Here is a 17,830-nt window from a genome sequence, read left to right as displayed (position 1 = left end):
TGTCGCATGCCGACATGATGACAATCCCGGCTCGACCATTCAGATTTTACCCGACAGCCAACTGCCGGCGATGTCACTCCGGCAGGGGAATGTGCTCGTCACGATCGTCGATCGGGAGGTCGAATCGACCCTCACCCCATTTCTGCGCTCGCCATTCCGCCTTGGCTTCCTCGATGCGCTCCTTCGATGAGGCGACGAAATTCCACCAGATGTAGCGCGGGCCGGACAGTGTCGCACCGCCGAGGATCATCAATCGCGCGCCTTTTTCTGCGGCTGCGACCGTGATCCTGTCGCCGGGACGAAACACCATCATCTGCGGTGCTTCAAATTCCTGACCTGCAACGGAGATGGAGCCTTCGACGATATAGATGCCCCTGTCTTCGTGGTTATCCGGCATCGGCAGGCGAGCGCCGGCCTCAAGCGTGACATCGGCATAGAATGTTTCCGAAAACATGGCCGCGGGGGCGGTCTTGCCGTAAGCGCTTCCGAGAATGAGCCGAACCGAGACGCCGTTGTCCTCGATCACCGGCAGCGCCTCCTTGCCATGGTGTTCGAACATCGGCTCCATGTCCTCGTCGCGTTCCGGCAGCGCCAGCCAGGTCTGGATGCCAAACAGGCTGTTCGGCCCGGTTCGGGCGGCTGCCGATGTCCGCTCCGAATGGGAAACGCCCCGCCCCGCGACCATCCAGTTCAACGCACCGGGCCGAATGATCTGGTCGGCCCCGGTGCTGTCGCGATGGTGAAAGTCGCCACGATAGAGATAGGTCACCGTGCCAAGACCGATATGCGGGTGGGGGCGGACATCGATGCCCTGGCCGGTCAACAGCTCGGCCGGACCGGCCTGGTCGAAAAAGATGAATGGTCCCACCATCTGCCGCTTCGGCGCCGGCAGGGCACGCCGGACCTCGAAGCCGCCGAGGTCACGGGCGCGAGGAACGATAAGGGTCTCGATCGCGTCGATGCCGACGTCGTCGGGACAGCCTGGTTCGATTGCAGGGTTCCAACTCATACGCTTTGACCTCTCCTCTTCGTTCGGCGGCCCGGCCCTGCCCGGAGTGCAGGAGCCGTCATCACCACAGGTGACTAACGGGTGAGCATCCTCGCCACTAGTTGCGCGGCGCGGTGAGCTGTGTCGCAAGAGGCGGAACGCGCGATGGAAGACGTCAACTCGCACCCCTCACATATGCGGGTTTCCTTCGAAGGTTTCGATCAGGAGTTCCGAAAGGATGTGCACTTTTCTCGCCGGGCGAGCTAGGTGACCGTGAACCACCAGCGCGGAAGTCGCTCGTTTGCTCTTCTTCAAGGCCATCGGCGTTTATCAGGCTTGATCGCGATCCGAAAACCGCGACCAGCCGGACATCAGCCCCGTAACTTGCCGATAGCGTACGCCGAGACAGGAGCAGGCTTGCTGTCGCCCGCCTCCCAACCTGCGATGGCAATCCTATATGTTTTCATTCTCTCCGACCATTTGCCGAGCTTGATCAATATTGAGGCTCCGGACAAGTCGGCGGGCCTGGAATTCGCCGCGGACCATATGCGTAGCCGGTTTAGTAGATAGCTTTTTATTATTCGATCGCACCGCTGATTTGGCTATGTTTCTCGCCATATCAAGGAGCGCCACCATGACCCCTTTACCCACCGTGTTCTTTCTGAACGGGCCGAACGCGAACCTCTATGGTCTCGACAAAACCGGGACCTACGGAACCGAGAGTTTCCAATCGATAGGCGACCGCTGCCTGGCCCATGCCGCAGCACTCGGCCTTGATCTGAAGTTTCGCCAGTCCAATCATGAAGGACAGATCGTCGACTGGATTCAGGAGGCACGGCACTCGGCTCAAGGCCTGATCATCAATGCGGCAGGTCTGAGTTACAGCTCCATCCCCATCCTCGACGCTTTGCTCGCTTATGACGGCCCGATCATCGAGGCGCACATGAGCAACATCTGGAAGCGCGAGCCGTTTCGCCATCATTCATATGTTTCCAGGGCCGCCACAGGCGTTATCGCCGGCCTTGGTGCGATCGGTTACGAGCTCGCAATTTCGGCCGCCGCAACCCTGATCCGCGAAGGCGGCCCGAAATGACGAAGTCGCGCATGGTCTTCTACAGCGAACTCGACGACTTCGAGGCCTGGAGAAAAGCGCTGGAACCGGAAGCGATCGAGCTCTGCCGCAACGAGGACATAACCGATGTCGACGGTGTCCGCTCTGCGCTCGTCTGGAAGCCGCCGCATGGCTTTTTCCAATCCTTCCGCAATCTCGAACTCGTCGTCAATCTGGGGGCTGGCGTGGATGCGCTGGTTGGCCGCAACGACCTGCCGGACATTCCTATCACCCGCCTTTCCGATCCGCGCATGGCCCGGATGATGGCAGGCTTCGTCCTGTTTGCCGTCACCCGCTATGCCCGGGACATCCCGCAATTCGAAAAGGCACAGCGGCAACGGCGCTGGCATTACCTTCATCCGAAGGATCCGGCCGATATTACCGTCGGCGTGCTTGGTCTCGGAGAACTCGGCCTTGAGGCCGCCCGGGAATGCGCCAGACACGGCTACCGCGTGCTCGGCTGGTCCCGGACGCAAAAGGATGTGGACGGGATTTCCTGTTCCAGCGGCGCCGAGGCACTGGCTTCCGTCCTTCCCCAGTCCGATATCGTCGTCTGCATGTTGCCCAAAACCCGGGAGACGGACGATCTCCTCGATGCCGGCAGGTTCCGGTCCATGAAGCAGGGCGCATTCTTCATCAACGTGTCGCGCGGCAGTGTCGTGGACGAGCCGGCATTGATCGAAGCCCTGCAGTCCGGCTGGCTCGGCGGGGCCACGCTTGACGTGTTCGCCAAGGAACCGCTTTCCGAAGACAGCCCGCTCTGGGACATGGAAAACGTCCTTATCACGCCGCATCTGGCGTCCATCGCGCTGCCCTCTTCGGCCGCAAGGCAGATTGGTGAGAATGTTCGTAGGATCGCGCGCAACGAGGTTGTTCTAAGCAGGATCGATCCGCGTCGCGGCTACTGATCCGTCAGCTTGGGCCGAACATACCGCCCTTGGCGAAAGCCTCCTGCAAATAATCGGCGAAGGCCTGCACTGCCGGGCGTGCGCCGTGACGCGTCAAACGAAGAAAAGTGACGGAGGCAGGAGGAAGCGGCTCGGAGATCGGCAACAGCGCGATCCTGCTTCCGTCGTATCCAATGGTGGTGCGAGGCAGAACATTGTGCAGCGAATAGCCCTGCCCATGGCCGACGAGCCCCCTGATCAACTCGGAGGAACGCGTTCTGAACGCGACCTGCGGTTCCAGCCCGCAGGCGGCGAAGAGGGAAAAGAAATAGTCTCGTGAATGTGGCAGATCGAGGAGAATGAAAGGCTCGCTCGACAGTTCCGCAAGGCTCACCTCGTCACGCCCGGCAAGTCGATGATCGGCGGAAACCAGGGCATAGGGCGGCAGGTCTGCCAGTTTCTCCCCCGTGATCTCGTCGGGAACGGCGAAATTATACGACAGCGCCAACTCGGTGCGCCCAGAGATCAGGTGCCCGATCATCTCCTGTTGATCCCCCTCCTCAAGCTTGACCGATATCCCGGGGTATCGTTGCGCGAAGCCGGACAGGAGTGCGGGCATGAAACGTATTGCCAATGTCGGGAAACTGCCGACGACGATCTCTCCCCGCAACGAATCGCCGAGCGCCTGTGCGTTGTTGGCAAAGTCACGCGCATGGTTGAGCAATAGCCGCGCATCATTGACGTAGCGTTGTCCTGCGGCCGAAAGCGTAACACCGCGGGCATGGTGGCGAACAAATATCTGGATGCCAAGCTGCGCCTCCACCTGGGCAAGCGCCGTCGATACGGATGGCTGCGACACATTCAGCCTCCGCGCTGCTTCGGTCACGCTTCCATGGTCGGCGGTTTCCACGACATAGCGAAGAACCCGAAGCGACACATTCATAGGTGAAACCTATCCAATCCAGAGGATAATAATATTTTCTGGATGTTAGAGCCTGCATCAATATCCGTCCAGCACAAATTTAGAGCAAACAAGCGGCAGCCGGCATACATGATTATATAATGTGCATCACCAACTGACGATAACCTGAAAAGGCAAACAGAACGGCTTCCACGCGATCCCGTCTCATATCGTTCCAAGACGGGCAACGTCGAACGGTCCGGCGCTTTCGGACGCAACTCCGAAATTCTCCCGCCAGTAGCGGAAGGCAGACCTGCGGGTGCCCGCGGGAAACGGAGAGTGCGAACAACGTACACGGAATTGACCTTCAACAAGAAAGGCAGGGAACATGCATCGCAGATCCATATTGATGGCCGGAGTGGTTTCGGCCCTGACACTCTTCTCGCAAACCTACAGCGCTCACGCCCAGGACAAGCTGATCGTCAGCACCTGGGGTGGCAGCTTTCGCGATCTGATCGACCAGGCGATCGGGCAGAAATTCACAGAGGAAACCGGTGTCGAAGTAGAATATGTCACCGGCGGCACGATGGACCGCCTCAATCAGGCCAAACTCGCCGGTGGCACACCGGAGAGCGATATCACGTTCACCACCGCGCATGTCGGCTGGCTCTACGCCAATGACGGCCTGTTCGAGACGCTTGATCTGTCACAGATCCCGAATGCCGCGCATCTCGTCGAACAGGCAAAGATCAGCCCTTACCACATCGGCGCCTGGGCCTATGTCTACACGATCGGCTACCTGCCCGACCAGTTGCCCGAGGGCGTCAAGTTCGACAGTTGGGAGGGCCTCTGGAATCCAGCGCTCGCGGGCATGATCGCCTCGCCGGACTTCGATCCCAGCCATGTGATCGCGGCGTCCGCGAAACTGGCAGGCAGCGACGCGGCAGGGTGGGAAAAAGGCCAGGAAAAGCTGGCTGCGCTCAAGCCGAACTACAAGGCGTTCTACACCAATGATGCCAACAGCCAGCAGCTGTTCGCCACCGGAGAAACGCCGGTGCAGGTGATCCTGTCGATGAACGCCTACTACATGCGCGACCAGGGCGTGCCGGTAGAGATCGTCATCCCCAAGGAAGGCGGCGTGCTCGGCGTCGATACGATGGGCATCATGAAGGGCTCAACAAAGAAAGAACTTGCCTACAAGTTCATGAACATTGCGCTCGATCCGGCAGTGCAGGCAAAGATCGCCGAACTCAAGAAGGGCAGCCCGGTCGTCGACAATGCTTCGCTCAGCGCCGAAATCGCCGCACTGCCCGGCATCTTCACCACCGCCGACCAGTGGGCGAGCCAGACGCTAATCATCGACCACAAGCTGCGTGCCGAGAAGACCGCCGAGTGGCGCAAATGGTTCGCGGAAAACATGATCGGCCAGTAACGCAGCACACGAGGCCTCCGGCATCGCCTGCCTAGACGGCAGGCGATGCCGCGAGCAGAGGATATCACATGAAGCAACGGCCATTCCTGGGCTGGTTCGTTTCGCCCGCTGCGCTCGTGGCACTCGGACTGACTGCCGCCATGGCAGCCATTCTGCAATACAGCGTGCGCGCCTACGTGCCGGGTTCGCTCAATGTCGGTGGCCTGACACTCGATAATTTCACGGCCCTTCTCCGTCCGCTCTATGCCTGGGCCTTCTGGGGCACGATCCTCCTGTGCCTGTTGACCGCCGTCTTCACGTTGATCCTTGCCTACCCGGTCGCTTATGCTCTGGTGCGCGTCAGAAGCAAGGCGCTGAAATCGTTCATTCTTATCGCCTCCGTCACCCCGCTTTTCCTCGGCGAGGTGGTGCGCACCTACTCCTGGATGATCGTGCTCGGCAACAACGGCTTCATCAACAGCGTTTTGAAATCGCTCGGCATCATCGACCGCCCGCTGCAGATGATGTTTACCACATCCGGCGTCGTTGCCGCCCTCGTGCATGTGACGATGCCGATCATGGTCATCATGCTGGCGGCCGGTCTTTCCCACATCGACAGGAACTACGAGAAGGCGGCCGAAAGCCTCGGTGCCGGCCCGGTCCGCCGTTTCATGACCATCACCCTCCCGCTTTCCATGCCGGGCATCGTCGCCGGCTTCTCCACCGCCTTCGCCTGGACCTTCAGCGCATTTGCAACGCCGCAACTGATCGGCGGTGGCAAGGTCAGTACCGTGTCCACCCTCGTCTACCAGTTGGGATTCGCCTCCTTCAACTTTCCGTTCGCCGCGAGCCTCTCGCTGGCCGGCCTGGTGATGACCTTCGCCGTCATCGCCCTGATGAAGCGGGCGATGCGCCCCGTCGAACGCCTGGGGGAACAGTGATATGTCCTATCCGATGCGCAGATCGCCGCTCGCCGTGGCGGGAATACTACTGGTCGCGGCCATCCTCGGCTTCGTCATGCTGCCGGCGGTCGTCGTCACCATTACCGCCTTCAATGACAAGGCCATCCTGGCATTTCCGCCGCAATCCTATTCCTGGCGCTGGTTTGAGCGTGCGATCAGCTATGACGATTTCCGCAAGGGCTTCTGGAACGGGCTGATCGTCACCGCATGGGCGTCTACGCTCGCACTGATCGTCGGCACCGGCTTTGCGCTCGCCCTGCACCGCTACACGTTTTCGCTCAAATCGACGTTGGAAGCACTGCTTCTATCGCCGCTCGTCATTCCGCATTTCACCATCGGGCTGGGACTGTTGATCCTGTCGGCGCAATTGACGGTCGGTCGCGGCTATCCGCTCGTAGTCCTCGCCCACGTCATCCTTGTTCTTCCCTTTGTGCTGCGCAGCGTCTTTATCTCGCTGAAGAACCTTGACGGGCGGCTGGAACTGGCGGCGAGCAGCCTCGGCGCCTCGCCCCGCCGCGTCCTTTTCACCATCACGCTGCCATTGCTCGTGCCCGGCCTCGTGAGCGGCTGGCTGTTTGCCGCGATCCTTTCCTTCAATGAGTTCACCGCCACGCTCTTCGTCTCCAACCAGGCGACACAGACCTTGCCGGTCGCCATGTACAACTATGTCCGCGAATATGCCGACCCGACGCTCGCGGCCCTTTCAGTGATCTACATCGTTGTCACAGCGCTGCTGCTGACCCTCGCAAACTTCTTCTTCGGGCTTGGAAAGATCCTTAATGTTGATGCGCACTGACACTGGCACGGCCGCCCCGTCGCTCCCTGAAGCCCGGCCTGCCGTACAGCTCGATGGAGTCACCAAGCAGTTCGGCGATGCGACCGCGCTGCACGAGGCATGGCTGAAGATCGTGCCGGGTGAATTCATGACGCTGCTCGGCCCGTCCGGCTGCGGCAAGACCACGCTTCTCAACCTGATTGCCGGCTTCCTGGACGCAGATGCCGGCGAGATATTCATCGACGGCACGCTTGTGACCGAGACACCGGCCCACAAGCGCGAGATCGGCATCGTCTTCCAGAACTATGCACTCTTCCCGCACATGACGGTGGCGAACAACGTTGCCTACGGCCTGAAGACCCGTGGCGTCGAAGCCGGCGAAATCAAGCGGCGCGTCGATGAGGCGCTCGCCCTGGTCAAGCTTACGGGATTCGGCGACCGCAAGCCCCGGCAGCTTTCAGGCGGCCAGCAGCAGCGGGTCGCGTTGGCGCGTGCGCTCGTGATCCGCCCGAAGGTGCTGCTGCTCGACGAACCGTTTTCGGCGTTGGACAAGAACCTGCGCGCCGCCATGCAGATCGAACTCAAGGAAATCCAGCAGCGGCTGGGCGTCACGACCATTTTCGTGACCCATGACCAGGCTGAGGCGCTATCGATGTCGGACCGGATCGCCGTCATGTCGGCCGGGCGCATTCACCAGATCGCTGGCCCGCAGGACATCTACCGTCGGCCGCAGGACCGTTTTGTCGCCTCCTTCATCGGCGACGCCAGCGTCCTGACGGGCAAACTCTTGTCGGCAAACGAAACCATGGCGCAGGTCGCTCTCGGACCGTTGACCGTCGAGGTCTTGGCCGCTCCTCTTGCCGGGCTCACGGCTGGCGCAGATGTCGACCTGTTCGTGAGGCCCGAACATCTGATACCGGTCGATGGAGATGCAGCGGGGACGGGGCTGCCGGGCACGGTCAGGACACAGGTTTTCCAGGGTGGCCATGTAGATCTCTACATTGATATGCCTGGCTACGCCGCACAGCCGGTGCTGCTTCGCTCCTCCGGGGCGCATGCGCCATCGATGCCGAAGACAGGAGACCTCATTCGTATCCGGCCGGCATCTACGGACCTGGTAGCCTTCCCCAGGCAGGGCGATTGAGCAGCCCCTTCGGTCACGCAGGCACCCTGACACCGCCGATGCTTGGGCACGCCTCGCACCGACCCGCGGCCCTGCCGGAGATGGCATGGGCCGTTTCTTTTGCACCGGCACGTCGGTTCACACACCGGGGCATGACACGCATGCGCCAACTCGTTGAGGTGTCTTCCAACACGCTGGCGAAATGCCGCGCACGCCACTTGGAGCCGCGCAGCCAACACCCACCAGGCTGCACTAACACGCCGTTGGAGCCCAGTCTCGACATAGCAAGACTTTGTACGCCGAAGAGATGGAGCCTATCCAGTTCACGGATCGAGATAGTCACGGCTTATGATAGGAATCGCGGAATAATATGGGCTCCAACAATGCGACAAATGACTATAAATTAATCGGAATAAAGCGAAGTATTGCCCATTTTGTAATCACCAAACACCTTGAATTTTCTGACTTTGATCAAGAATAATTGGTCACCAACAAGAGAAGAGGGTGACCAAAATGACCGTGATGAGAAAAATGGGCCTTGCGCTCGGCATCGTTGCCAGCGTCCTGTCCGCCGATCTGGCGGCAGCACAGACGAAGATGCGGCTGGCGGTGGAGACCACCAGCGGCGATCCGACCAATGTCATGCTTGTGGCCTTCCGTGACGAACTCAAGAAGACGACCGGCGATGCCTTTGCCATCGAGTTCGCCGACGGCGGTTCGCTCGGCGACGAAAACGCCCTTGCCGAACTCATTCGCGCTGGCGTGGTCGAAGTCATCCCGCTGGGCTCGGACGGTGTTGCGGCACTCGACACGAAGTTTTCTGTCTTCGATGCGCCGTTCCTGTTTTCCGGCAAGGAACAGGCCCGCGCCGCGCTCGACGGCGAACTTGGCCAGATCATGGCGGCCTCGTTGAAGGAAAAGGCCAATCTCGAAGTATTGGCTTTCGGCGAACTCGGCGTACGCGTCATCAGCAATTCCAAGCGCGCGATCAGCACACCTGACGATCTGAACGGCCTCAAGATCCGCACGCCGAACAGCCCGACCCGCATCATGGCATTCCAGACGCTCGGCGCCGCCCCCACGACGCTCGCCCTCGGCGAGGTCTACATGGGCCTGAAGCAGGGCGTCATCGACGGGCAGGAAAACCCGCTGTCCGTGATCAAGGAATTCTCCCTCTTCGAGACGCAGAGCCACATCTCCCTCACCAACCACATCTATACTCCGATCACTCTGGTGATGAACGGGACAGCGTTTGACGCGCTTTCCGACGACCTGAAGGCCAAGGTCAAGGCCGCTGCCATGGTCGGCGTCGAGAAGACCCGCGCCCTGTCGGACGCAAGCGACGCAAGCCTTGTCGCCGAATTCGAGAAGGCGGGCGTAACCGTGACCAAGCCGGACGTCGCCGCATTCCAGTCTGCCGCCGCTCCGGTTCGCGAGAAGATCGCAGAGGTCGTCACACCAGAATTCATGACCAAGGTCGAGGAGACACTTCGTTGACCGCCGTCGCATCCCAGGTTCCGTCGCAAGCCGGAACCTATCCGCGCTTTCGCTACGACGGCTCGGGCAGCCTGGCGCGTATCGGCCTCATCTACATCGCCTCCAGCGTCGTGATGGAAGAGGAAATGTGGGCGATGTCGGCAGAAGGCGTATCGACCCACACGGCCCGCATCAAACTGCCGAAAGTCACCATTCAGGGCATCGAGGAAATGATGAACGCCCCGGAACTGGAAACCGCGGCACGCATGGCCGGCGCCGCCCCCATCGACGTCCTGTTGTTCGGCGGAACCAGCGCCTCGTTCCTGCATGGCACCGCCTATGACAAGGCGCTGATCGAGAAGATCAGGCAATGGGTTCCAGGCCCCAAGGTGACGACGGCTTCGACGGCGACGCTCGCCGCGTTGAAGAAAGTCGGTGCGGGCAAGGTTGCACTCGCGACGCCCTATCTTCCGGAGATCCACGAACGTGCCATTCGCTTCCTGGAGGAGAATGGCCACTCCGTCGTCAAGAGCGGCTATCTGAGCATCTCGGATGATCACGCGCTGGCGGAAGTCACGATCGAGGAGGTCTATGACCACGTGCTCTCTGTCGACCATCCCGATGCCAGCGCGATCTTCGTCTCCTGCACCAACTTCCGCACCGTCGGCGCAATCGAAGCGCTGGAGGACCGCCTCGGCAAGCCGGTGATTTCGGCGAACCAGGCATCGTTCTGGCACTGCCTGGAGCTTGCAGGCGTTTCGGGTGCCCGCCCAGGTTACGGTTGCCTTTTCAAAGGCTATATCCGTGAGGGGAGCGAACGATGACGCAGGCGGCCGCTCCCACCCCGAGCGAGATTCTGAGCGAGGATATCACGCGTCGCTCGAAGCTGCGTAAAGCGTTCCAGTGGCTGGCCGAAACCGCAGCGATCGTGCTGCTGGTGTTTCTGGTCGCCCTGGTGCTCGCCAATTCACTCGGGCGCTATCTATTCGCAAGGCCTCTGCCCTGGACCGAGGAAATCGTGACCGCGTTGCTGATGTGGCTCGGCGCGCTCGGCATCACCATCGGCGCGCTCAAGAACGAACTCATCAGCTGCGCCATCTGGACAGGACGCCTCACCGGAATCTCGAGGTATGGGCTGGCGACCTTCCAGTCGGTGTTTTCCATCGCGGTCGTGGCAGTGGTCGGCGTGCTTGCCTGGCGCTACCTCGGCATTTTCGGTTCCGACCGCACCCCGATCCTCGGAATATCGAAGGCCGTCGCCATCTCCGGCATCCTGGCTACCTGCGCCGGCCTCGGCATCGCCTTCGTCCTCAATATCGTCGAAGAAAGGAAGGGCTGATGCTGGGTCTTGCAGCCATAACGCTTTTCGTTCTTTGCGCCTTCGTGCTGATCGGGCTGCCGATCGTGATATCGCTTGCGGCCTCGGTCCTGTTCTTCATCGCCTTTAGCGGCGGTTGGGAGCTGGCCTTGCCGCAGCAGACGCTCGGCGGGGTGGGAGACTACATTCTCATAACGCTGCCGCTCTTCATTCTGGCGGGCGGCATCATGAACGCCACGGGGATAGCCGACAAGCTCTTCGATTTCGGCGTCGCGCTGGTCGGCTGGCTTCGCGGTGGCCTTGCCCATGTCGATGTCGTCGCCAGCGTCATGTTCGGCGGCATGATCGGAACCTCGGTTGCCGATCTCGCCGGCAGCGGCTCCGTCACCATCCCGAAACTCAAGGCCCATGGCTATCCGGGCCCGTTTGCCGCCGCGGTCACGGCAACCTCTTCGGGGATCGGCGTTCTTATCCCACCGAGCTCGCCGATGATCCTCTACTCGGCGGTCACCGGAACCTCGCTCGGCGCGCTTTTCCTGGCCGGTGTCGTCCCGGGGCTTCTGATGGCGCTCGCGATGATGATCACCATCTCCATCCTGGCACGCCGAAATGGATGGAAGCCCTTGGGAACGTTCCAATGGGCTGAAGTCCTCCGCACGGGCAAGCATGCGATACTGCCGCTCGGGATGCCAGGCCTCATTTTGTTTGGCCTGATGTTCGGAGTGTTCACCGCAACCGAAGCAGGTGCGTTCGCGGTCGCCTACGCACTAATTCTGGCATCCGTGGTCTATCGGACCCTGACCCTCTCCAACCTGCGCCGTGCGCTTGTCGATTCCTGCATCCTGACCGGCGAAGTGCTGATGGTCGTGGGCTTCTCGACAGCCCTCGGCTGGGCTTTGTCGCAGGCTGGCGTTCCCGCAGCGCTCGCCAGCGGGCTGGAAACGGTATTCCCGTTCGAGAATACGGTGCTCAAGATCTTTGCACTCCTAACCATCGCGCTGATCGCTGGCATGGTTCTCGATCCGCTGATCCCGATGATCATGCCGGTGCTTCTGCCGTCGCTGATGATGATGGATGCCGATCTGGTTCACTTCGGCGTGCTGATGGTCATGACAGTCGTTATCGGCCAGGTGACGCCGCCCGTCGCGATCGCGCTGCTTGTTGCGGCAAAGATCGGAAACGAGGACGTCGTGCAGGTGACGAAGGCAAACATGCCCTTTCTCATCGCGCTCTTCCTGTTCCTGATCCTGTTGACGCTTTTCCCGGTCCTTTCGACGGCCCTTCCGAACCTGCTGAAATAGAGGACGGGAGGGAACGTTATCGGGAGCTGTTGGATCTTTTTTCGCCGGTGCGCGAATGCCGGCTGGACGACGCACGTCCGCACTCAATCCATTGGTCCGGCCTCGCGCCGGGCCGACAAGGCGGAGAGAAAAGCCCGCGGCCGGCCGCTAAGTTTTTCCCGAGCTTCTAGCAAGGAAGATACTTCTTTTCTCCTCGTCCAGTCACCCGCAGGTTTCTGCCGGATATATTTTCGGCCAGCCATCCGGCTTCCGTGGGACGGAACCTCATGTCTGGTCGCGTTGCCAAAATCTAGGAAGTTGAGATGACAATCGAAAAAATCGACACGCTCGTGGTTGGCGCCGGTCAATCCGGGATCGCGATGAGTGAACACCTGAAGGATTGCGGTGTCCCCCACATTGTTCTCGAGCGGAACCGGGTGGCGGAGCAGTGGAGGTCCGGACGTTGGGATTCCCTCGTCGCCAACGGCCCGGCATGGCACGACCGCTTTCCCAACCTCGAATTCGACGACGTCGCCCCCAACACCTTTCCTCCCAAGGAAAGAATGGCACGCTATTTCGAAGACTATGCCAAGATGATCGACGCCCCGATCCGCACCGGCGTCGAGGTCAAGCGCGTCGAGCGCAACAAGGGGCGCCCGGGCTTCCTGGTCACCACCTCCGAGGGCCAGATCGAAGCCCAGCGTGTCGTAGCCGCGACCGGTCCGTTTCAGGTGCCGCACTATCCCGAGATCGTCCCCGCAGACGCCGACATCCATCAGATCCACTCGTCGGCCTACAGAAATCCAGGACAACTGGCGGATGGCGCCGTGCTTGTCGTCGGCGGCGGAGCCTCCGGTTCGCAGATCGCCGAAGAGTTGCAGCGCGCCGGCCGCAAGGTCTACCTGTCCATCGGCGAGCACTACCGCCCGCCCCGATCCTATCGCGCCCGCGACTACGTCTGGTGGCTGGGCGTCCTGGGCAAGTGGGACGAGATCAAGACGATCGCCAAGAAGAAGCACGTCGCCTTCGCCGTCAGCGGCTATGACGGCGGCAAGACCATCGATTTCCGCAACCTTGCCAAGAACGGGGTAACCGTCCTCGGCATGACCAACGGCTACGACAACGGCATTCTCGCCGTTGCCGACGACCTCGCCGTCAACATCGCCGAAGGCGATCGGGCCTATCTGGACGTGCTGCGCGAAGCCGATGCCTATGTCGAGCGAAACGGCATAGACCTGCCGCTGGAGCCGGAAGCCTGGGAGATCCAGCCGAACCCGGACTGCATCGCAAATCCGATCCTCAAGCTCGATCTCGCCGCAGCCGGGATCAAGACGATCATCTGGGCGACCGGCTTCAAGTTCGATTTCAGCTGGCTGGATGTCGATGCCTTCCACGACGACGGCACCCCGTTTCACAAGCGTGGCATCTCGGCGGAAACGGGCATCTATTTTCTTGGCCTTCCTGAACTCACCAACCGCGCATCCTCCTTCATCTACGGATGCTGGTACGACGCGAAATACATCGCGACCCACATTGTAGTGCAGCGGAATTACGTTGCCTACACGAAGGACTAAGGACAGATGCCAGCGCGCGTCGGACGGGCCATCGCCCTGCCCGACGCTGCACATTATTCCTCATTCGGAAGATTCCCCATGACCGCCGAGACCGCCGAGGCTCCTGCCATCCCGCCCACCATGACTGCCGTGATCGCCGAAACCGCCGGTGGGCCGGAAGTCCTGAAATCGGTGCAACGCGACGTTCCGCATCCTGCCGCCGGCGAGGTGTTGATCGCCGTTGCCTGCGCAGGCATCAACCGGCCCGACATCATGCAGCGCTCGGGCGCACTGCCGGCGCCGGCGGAAGTGTCGGACGTTCTGGGGCTGGAGGTGGCGGGACGGGTGATTGCCTGTGGTGACGCCGTCGACCCCGGTCTCGTCGGAACCGAGGTCATGGCGCTGGTCAAGGCGGGTGGATATGCGACACATGTCTGCGCCCGCGCCGACCATTGCCTGCCGATCCCCGCGAGCCTCTCGCTGATAGAAGCTGCCGCTCTTCCCGAGGGGCTCTTCACCATCTGGCATAATCTCTTCGACCGGGGCAGGCTGAACGCCGGCGACGTGCTTCTGATCGAGGGAGGCGCATCCGGCATCGGTACGCTGGCGCTGCAACTCGCCCAGGCTGCGGGCGCAAGCGTGATCGCGACTGCGGGCGGAACGGAAAAATGCGCCCGCCTCACCGCAATGGGCGTCTGCGCGATCGACTACCGTGAACCGGGCGGGGATGACCGCATTCTGGCGCTGACTGAAGGTCGTGGCGTCGATGTCGTCCTCGACATTCTCGGCGGCGAGGCCGTTACCCGTCATCTGGCGGTAATGGCGCCTGGCGGGCGCCATGTCGGTCTGTCCTTCATGACCGGAGTAATAGCCGGTGTCGACCTCGGGCTTTTGATGCGAAAAGGGCTATGGCTGACCTCCTCGACGCTGCGGCCGAAGTCGGATGCGGAAAAAGCCGGTATCGCCAGGGACATCTCCCAGCATTTGCTGCCACATCTCGGTGGCACGGGCGTGCGCCCCGTCATCGCCACCGTCCTGCCGCTCGCACAGGCAGCCGAAGCGCACCGCCTGCTCGAAAGCGGCCGGAACTTCGGCAAGATCGTCCTGCAGATGCCGGAGGAAGCATGACCACGTCCCGCCTGTCGCTTTACTGGGGCTCGGCCTCACCCTTCGTACGCAAGGTCATGGCCTGCGCCCATGAACTTGGCCTCGCCGACCGGATCGACATCCTCGACAGCGCCGCAAATCCGATCGACCGCGATACCCGCATCCAGGCCTACAACCCCTTGGCCAAAGTACCTGCCGCCCGAACCTCGAACGGGCTGGCACTCTATGACAGCCGCGTCATCTGCGAATACATGGATACGCTGGCGGCGGAAGAGAGCGGCATCGCATCGCCCCGACTGTTTCCGCTTGCCGGCCCGGCGCGTTGGTCGGCCTTGCGCCGGCAGGCTCTGGCCGACGGCCTGCTCGATGCGGCATTGCTGGTGCGCTACGAGAACCTCCTGCGGCCGGAGCAGCTGCGCTGGTCCGAGTGGATCGACAAGCAGAGCGAAAAGGTGGCGGATGCGCTCGATGCCATGCTCGCGGACGTTCCCGACCTGAGCGCCGTGGATATCGGCACGATCTCCTATGCCTGCGCGCTGGGATGGCTCGATTTCCGCTTTCCCGATCTCGATTGGCGAAGCGGCCGCCAGCAGCTGGCCGATTGGCAGGCCACCTTCGACGCTCGCCCCGCAATGACTGCAACACGGCCCCGGGCATAGGAACGCGGCGATGACGCGATCCCAAGACTGCACTGACTTCAGTGTCCGCCAGCACGAGAGCAAGAGCCGGCGAATTCCAAGCTAACCGACGCCGCGCCGAACGGGCGCGGCAACAACCAGCCAAAAAGGTACCAGCTCATATGGCACATATCCGTCATCGCAAGTTCAATACCCGCGAAACCTATCCGGAGCAGAAGCTCGACAACGATCTGGCGCAGGCGGTGGTCGCGCGCGGGACGACCATCTTTTTGCGTGGCCAGTGCCCGCAGGATCTTGATACGGCAAAAAACATCGACAGCCACGATCCGGTCGAGCAGACCCATAAGGTCATGCAGAACATCCGCCAGCTCGTCGAGGAATGCGGCGGCAGGATGGAGCATGTAACCAAGCTCGTCGTCTACCTCACCGACGTGCGTCACCGCGAAGCCGTCTATCGCACCATGGGCGATTATATTCGTGGCGTTCACCCGGTCTGCACCGGCCTGGTGGTCGTAGCACTCGCCCGTCCGGAATGGCTGGTGGAAATCGACGCTACGGCCGTCATTCCGGATTGACCAGCTAGTGCCCGATCCAAATTCCATTCCATTGAGGAATCGCCATGACATTTTCAATCGTCGGTCACTGCCCCGAGACGGGGATGTTCGGCCTCGCCATTTCCTCCTCGTCTCCCGCCGTGGCGGCGCGCTGCGCCTTTGCCCGCGCGGGTGTCGGAGCCGTCTCCACCCAGAACGTCACCGATCCGCGCCTCGGCCCCCAGGCCCTGGACCTGATGGAGCGCGGCGCCACGCCTGGCGAGGCATTGGCGATCCTTGAACGCACCGGCAATTACATGGCATGGCGTCAGGTACTGGCGGTCGGGCGTACCGGCGAAAGCGCCATTTACTCCGGGACGGAAGTTCTCGGACGATGGAGCGAGGCACAGGACATGAACGTCGCCGCGGCAGGCAATCTTCTTGCCGATACAGCTGTCCCGGAAGCGATGGTCGCCACCTTTCGCACGACGACCGGCGGGCTCGGCCATCGGCTGATGGAGGCGCTCGTGTCCGGTCTTGCCTCGGGTGGCGAAGCCGGGCCGGTGCATTCGGCGGGGCTCCTGTTGGTGGATCGCCAAAGCTGGCCCCTTGCCGAATTGCGCATTGACTGGACCACCGATTGCCCGATCGCAGCCCTCTCGGAAGCGTGGAAGGTCTTCGAGCCGCAGATGGATGCCTATGTCACCCGCGCGCTCGATCCACGCAGCGCTCCTTCCTATGGTGTGCCCGGCGACGAGTGACCGGAGGCGCCGACAGCGAGAGGAGACGGAAAACATGCCGCTTCGGTTCACGCTTCGACAGCTCGAATATTTCATCGCCGTTGGCGAGGTGGGCAGCATAGCCATGGCTGCCGACAGGAAGAATGTCTCCGCCCCCTCGATGTCGTCCGCCATCGCCCAGTTGGAATCCGGGTTCGGCGTCCAGCTGTTTACCCGTCGCCATGCGCAGGGGTCCGTTCTGACGCCGACGGGCAAGCGGTTCATGGAACAGGCGCGCGCGGTATTGGCGGAAGCCGCCCGACTGGACGACCTGGCGACGGTCTTCGCCGACATGGTGAGGGGTTCTCTGCGCATCGGCTGCATGCGCACGTTCGTCCAGATCATCATTCCGCAATTGCGGCGCGGCTTCGAAGAGAAGCACGAGAACGTCGATTTTTCGCAGCAGGAACTGGATCAGGCGCAAATCTTCGAGGCGCTGGGACAAGGCCGCATAGACGTCGCGTTGACCTACGATCTCGCGCTTCCCAGCGACGTCACCTTCAAGCCACTGCACACGTTGCCACCATTCGTGATGATCAGCCCCGACGATCCGCTCGCAGGGCGAGAACGACTGCGGCCGGAGGACCTTCTGGACCGTTCCATGGTCCTGCTCGACCTGCCGCATAGTGCCGATTACTTCATGTCCCACTTTCGTCATCTGGGACGACGTCCGCGCATCTCCGAACGCACTGTCGAGATCGCGGTCCAACGCAGCCTCGTCGCATCCGGATACGGTTTTGGCATCACGAACCTGCGCACGATTTCGACGGAATCGCTCGATGGCAGGCCGCTGAGATTCATTCCGCTGGAAAGCGATGTCCGACCGTTGCAGCTTGGGTTGGCCATGTCGCGGGTCGCCCATGTGTCGCGTACGATTAAGGCCTTCATCGATCATTGCCACGAAGCGGCGGACAACGGCGGCTTGCCCGGCATCGTGACCTCTTCGAGGACGTGACCGACACATTCAATCAATCCCGTGCTGTGTACG

Annotated in this window: 18 protein-coding genes; 16 read left to right on the top strand and 2 right to left on the bottom strand. The window is 61.5% G+C overall.

All coding sequences use genetic code 11. From position 1 onward, the window contains the following. Window positions 1–73: 73 nt before the first annotated feature. Window positions 74–1,009 (bottom strand): pirin family protein, encoded by a 936-nt coding sequence (locus LQK81_RS00270; RefSeq protein ID WP_230802675.1) that lies wholly within the window; start codon window positions 1,007–1,009, stop codon window positions 74–76. A 613-nt stretch (window positions 1,010–1,622) separates the two neighbouring features. On the opposite strand from LQK81_RS00270, the gene LQK81_RS00265 reads away from it, so the two are divergent. Next, window positions 1,623–2,081, top strand: a complete 459-nt coding sequence (locus LQK81_RS00265; RefSeq protein ID WP_230802674.1) for a type II 3-dehydroquinate dehydratase — start codon at window positions 1,623–1,625, stop codon at window positions 2,079–2,081. Further along, window positions 2,078–3,007 carry a 2-hydroxyacid dehydrogenase gene (locus tag LQK81_RS00260; protein ID WP_230802673.1) on the top strand — a complete coding sequence of 310 codons (930 nt, stop codon included), beginning with the start codon at window positions 2,078–2,080 and terminating at the stop codon, window positions 3,005–3,007. Before LQK81_RS00265 ends, LQK81_RS00260 begins: the two co-directional genes overlap by 4 nt. Before the next feature lie 4 nt (window positions 3,008–3,011). Here the strand turns inward: LQK81_RS00260 and LQK81_RS00255 are convergent, their stop codons facing one another. Further along, entirely contained in the window at window positions 3,012–3,929 is a 918-nt protein-coding gene (locus LQK81_RS00255) for a LysR family transcriptional regulator (RefSeq protein WP_230802672.1), read from the bottom strand. Between the two features lie 346 nt (window positions 3,930–4,275). Between LQK81_RS00255 and LQK81_RS00250 the strand changes: the two genes are divergently transcribed. From LQK81_RS00250 to LQK81_RS00185, 14 genes are all read left to right on the top strand, one after another. Continuing rightward, the gene (locus LQK81_RS00250; RefSeq protein ID WP_230802671.1) at window positions 4,276–5,319 is read left to right on the top strand and encodes an ABC transporter substrate-binding protein; all 1,044 of its coding nucleotides are present in this window, start codon (window positions 4,276–4,278) and stop codon (window positions 5,317–5,319) included. Between the two features lie 68 nt (window positions 5,320–5,387). Further along, window positions 5,388–6,239: an ABC transporter permease gene (locus LQK81_RS00245; RefSeq protein WP_230802670.1), complete on the top strand. Its 852-nt coding sequence runs from the start codon at window positions 5,388–5,390 to the stop codon at window positions 6,237–6,239. Between the two features lies 1 nt (window position 6,240). Then, entirely contained in the window at window positions 6,241–7,056 is an 816-nt protein-coding gene (locus LQK81_RS00240) for an ABC transporter permease (RefSeq protein WP_230802669.1), read from the top strand. Further along, window positions 7,040–8,179 (top strand): ABC transporter ATP-binding protein, encoded by a 1,140-nt coding sequence (locus LQK81_RS00235; protein ID WP_230802668.1) that lies wholly within the window; start codon window positions 7,040–7,042, stop codon window positions 8,177–8,179. Before LQK81_RS00240 ends, LQK81_RS00235 begins: the two co-directional genes overlap by 17 nt. 492 nt (window positions 8,180–8,671) lie before the next feature. Continuing rightward, window positions 8,672–9,655 carry a TRAP transporter substrate-binding protein gene (locus LQK81_RS00230; RefSeq protein ID WP_230804348.1) on the top strand — a complete coding sequence of 328 codons (984 nt, stop codon included), beginning with the start codon at window positions 8,672–8,674 and terminating at the stop codon, window positions 9,653–9,655. Next, window positions 9,652–10,458, top strand: a complete 807-nt coding sequence (locus LQK81_RS00225) for a maleate cis-trans isomerase family protein (protein WP_230802667.1) — start codon at window positions 9,652–9,654, stop codon at window positions 10,456–10,458. Before LQK81_RS00230 ends, LQK81_RS00225 begins: the two co-directional genes overlap by 4 nt. Next, on the top strand, window positions 10,455–10,973 hold the full coding sequence (locus LQK81_RS00220; RefSeq protein ID WP_230802666.1) for a TRAP transporter small permease: 519 nt from the start codon (window positions 10,455–10,457) through the stop codon (window positions 10,971–10,973). Before LQK81_RS00225 ends, LQK81_RS00220 begins: the two co-directional genes overlap by 4 nt. Beyond that, window positions 10,973–12,253, top strand: coding sequence for a TRAP transporter large permease (locus tag LQK81_RS00215; protein WP_230802665.1), 1,281 nt, complete (start codon window positions 10,973–10,975; stop codon window positions 12,251–12,253). Before LQK81_RS00220 ends, LQK81_RS00215 begins: the two co-directional genes overlap by 1 nt. 302 nt (window positions 12,254–12,555) lie before the next feature. Then, window positions 12,556–13,806: a flavin-containing monooxygenase gene (locus LQK81_RS00210; protein WP_230802664.1), complete on the top strand. Its 1,251-nt coding sequence runs from the start codon at window positions 12,556–12,558 to the stop codon at window positions 13,804–13,806. A gap of 78 nt (window positions 13,807–13,884) precedes the next feature. Then, on the top strand, window positions 13,885–14,913 hold the full coding sequence (locus LQK81_RS00205; RefSeq protein ID WP_230802663.1) for an NAD(P)H-quinone oxidoreductase: 1,029 nt from the start codon (window positions 13,885–13,887) through the stop codon (window positions 14,911–14,913). A gap of 11 nt (window positions 14,914–14,924) precedes the next feature. After that, window positions 14,925–15,551, top strand: coding sequence for a glutathione S-transferase family protein (locus LQK81_RS00200; protein ID WP_442967071.1), 627 nt, complete (start codon window positions 14,925–14,927; stop codon window positions 15,549–15,551). 140 nt (window positions 15,552–15,691) lie between these two features. Continuing rightward, window positions 15,692–16,105 (top strand): RidA family protein, encoded by a 414-nt coding sequence (locus tag LQK81_RS00195; protein WP_046796875.1) that lies wholly within the window; start codon window positions 15,692–15,694, stop codon window positions 16,103–16,105. Between the two features lie 44 nt (window positions 16,106–16,149). Next, window positions 16,150–16,824: a DUF1028 domain-containing protein gene (locus LQK81_RS00190; protein ID WP_230802661.1), complete on the top strand. Its 675-nt coding sequence runs from the start codon at window positions 16,150–16,152 to the stop codon at window positions 16,822–16,824. Window positions 16,825–16,858: 34 nt separating this feature from the next. Continuing rightward, window positions 16,859–17,797 carry a LysR family transcriptional regulator gene (locus tag LQK81_RS00185; protein WP_230802660.1) on the top strand — a complete coding sequence of 313 codons (939 nt, stop codon included), beginning with the start codon at window positions 16,859–16,861 and terminating at the stop codon, window positions 17,795–17,797. Window positions 17,798–17,830: the final 33 nt, after the last annotated feature.

This window comes from Rhizobium sp. GN54 (genome assembly GCF_021026345.1).
Lineage (GTDB): Bacteria > Pseudomonadota > Alphaproteobacteria > Rhizobiales > Rhizobiaceae > Mycoplana.
This window is presented reverse-complemented; position numbering and strand designations above follow the sequence as displayed.

What these genes read in the sequence shown, in the direction of transcription:
- LQK81_RS00270 (WP_230802675.1), bottom strand. Translation starts at nt 1,009, where the DNA reads ATGAGTTGGAACCCTGCAATCGAACCAGGCTGTCCCGACGACGTCGGC.
- LQK81_RS00265 (WP_230802674.1), top strand. Translation starts at nt 1,623, where the DNA reads ATGACCCCTTTACCCACCGTGTTCTTTCTGAACGGGCCGAACGCGAAC.
- LQK81_RS00260 (WP_230802673.1), top strand. Translation starts at nt 2,078, where the DNA reads ATGACGAAGTCGCGCATGGTCTTCTACAGCGAACTCGACGACTTCGAG.
- LQK81_RS00255 (WP_230802672.1), bottom strand. Translation starts at nt 3,929, where the DNA reads ATGAATGTGTCGCTTCGGGTTCTTCGCTATGTCGTGGAAACCGCCGAC.
- LQK81_RS00250 (WP_230802671.1), top strand. Translation starts at nt 4,276, where the DNA reads ATGCATCGCAGATCCATATTGATGGCCGGAGTGGTTTCGGCCCTGACA.
- LQK81_RS00245 (WP_230802670.1), top strand. Translation starts at nt 5,388, where the DNA reads ATGAAGCAACGGCCATTCCTGGGCTGGTTCGTTTCGCCCGCTGCGCTC.
- LQK81_RS00240 (WP_230802669.1), top strand. Translation starts at nt 6,241, where the DNA reads ATGTCCTATCCGATGCGCAGATCGCCGCTCGCCGTGGCGGGAATACTA.
- LQK81_RS00235 (WP_230802668.1), top strand. Translation starts at nt 7,040, where the DNA reads ATGTTGATGCGCACTGACACTGGCACGGCCGCCCCGTCGCTCCCTGAA.
- LQK81_RS00230 (WP_230804348.1), top strand. Translation starts at nt 8,672, where the DNA reads ATGACCGTGATGAGAAAAATGGGCCTTGCGCTCGGCATCGTTGCCAGC.
- LQK81_RS00220 (WP_230802666.1), top strand. Translation starts at nt 10,455, where the DNA reads ATGACGCAGGCGGCCGCTCCCACCCCGAGCGAGATTCTGAGCGAGGAT.
- LQK81_RS00215 (WP_230802665.1), top strand. Translation starts at nt 10,973, where the DNA reads ATGCTGGGTCTTGCAGCCATAACGCTTTTCGTTCTTTGCGCCTTCGTG.
- LQK81_RS00210 (WP_230802664.1), top strand. Translation starts at nt 12,556, where the DNA reads ATGACAATCGAAAAAATCGACACGCTCGTGGTTGGCGCCGGTCAATCC.
- LQK81_RS00205 (WP_230802663.1), top strand. Translation starts at nt 13,885, where the DNA reads ATGACCGCCGAGACCGCCGAGGCTCCTGCCATCCCGCCCACCATGACT.
- LQK81_RS00195 (WP_046796875.1), top strand. Translation starts at nt 15,692, where the DNA reads ATGGCACATATCCGTCATCGCAAGTTCAATACCCGCGAAACCTATCCG.
- LQK81_RS00190 (WP_230802661.1), top strand. Translation starts at nt 16,150, where the DNA reads ATGACATTTTCAATCGTCGGTCACTGCCCCGAGACGGGGATGTTCGGC.
- LQK81_RS00185 (WP_230802660.1), top strand. Translation starts at nt 16,859, where the DNA reads ATGCCGCTTCGGTTCACGCTTCGACAGCTCGAATATTTCATCGCCGTT.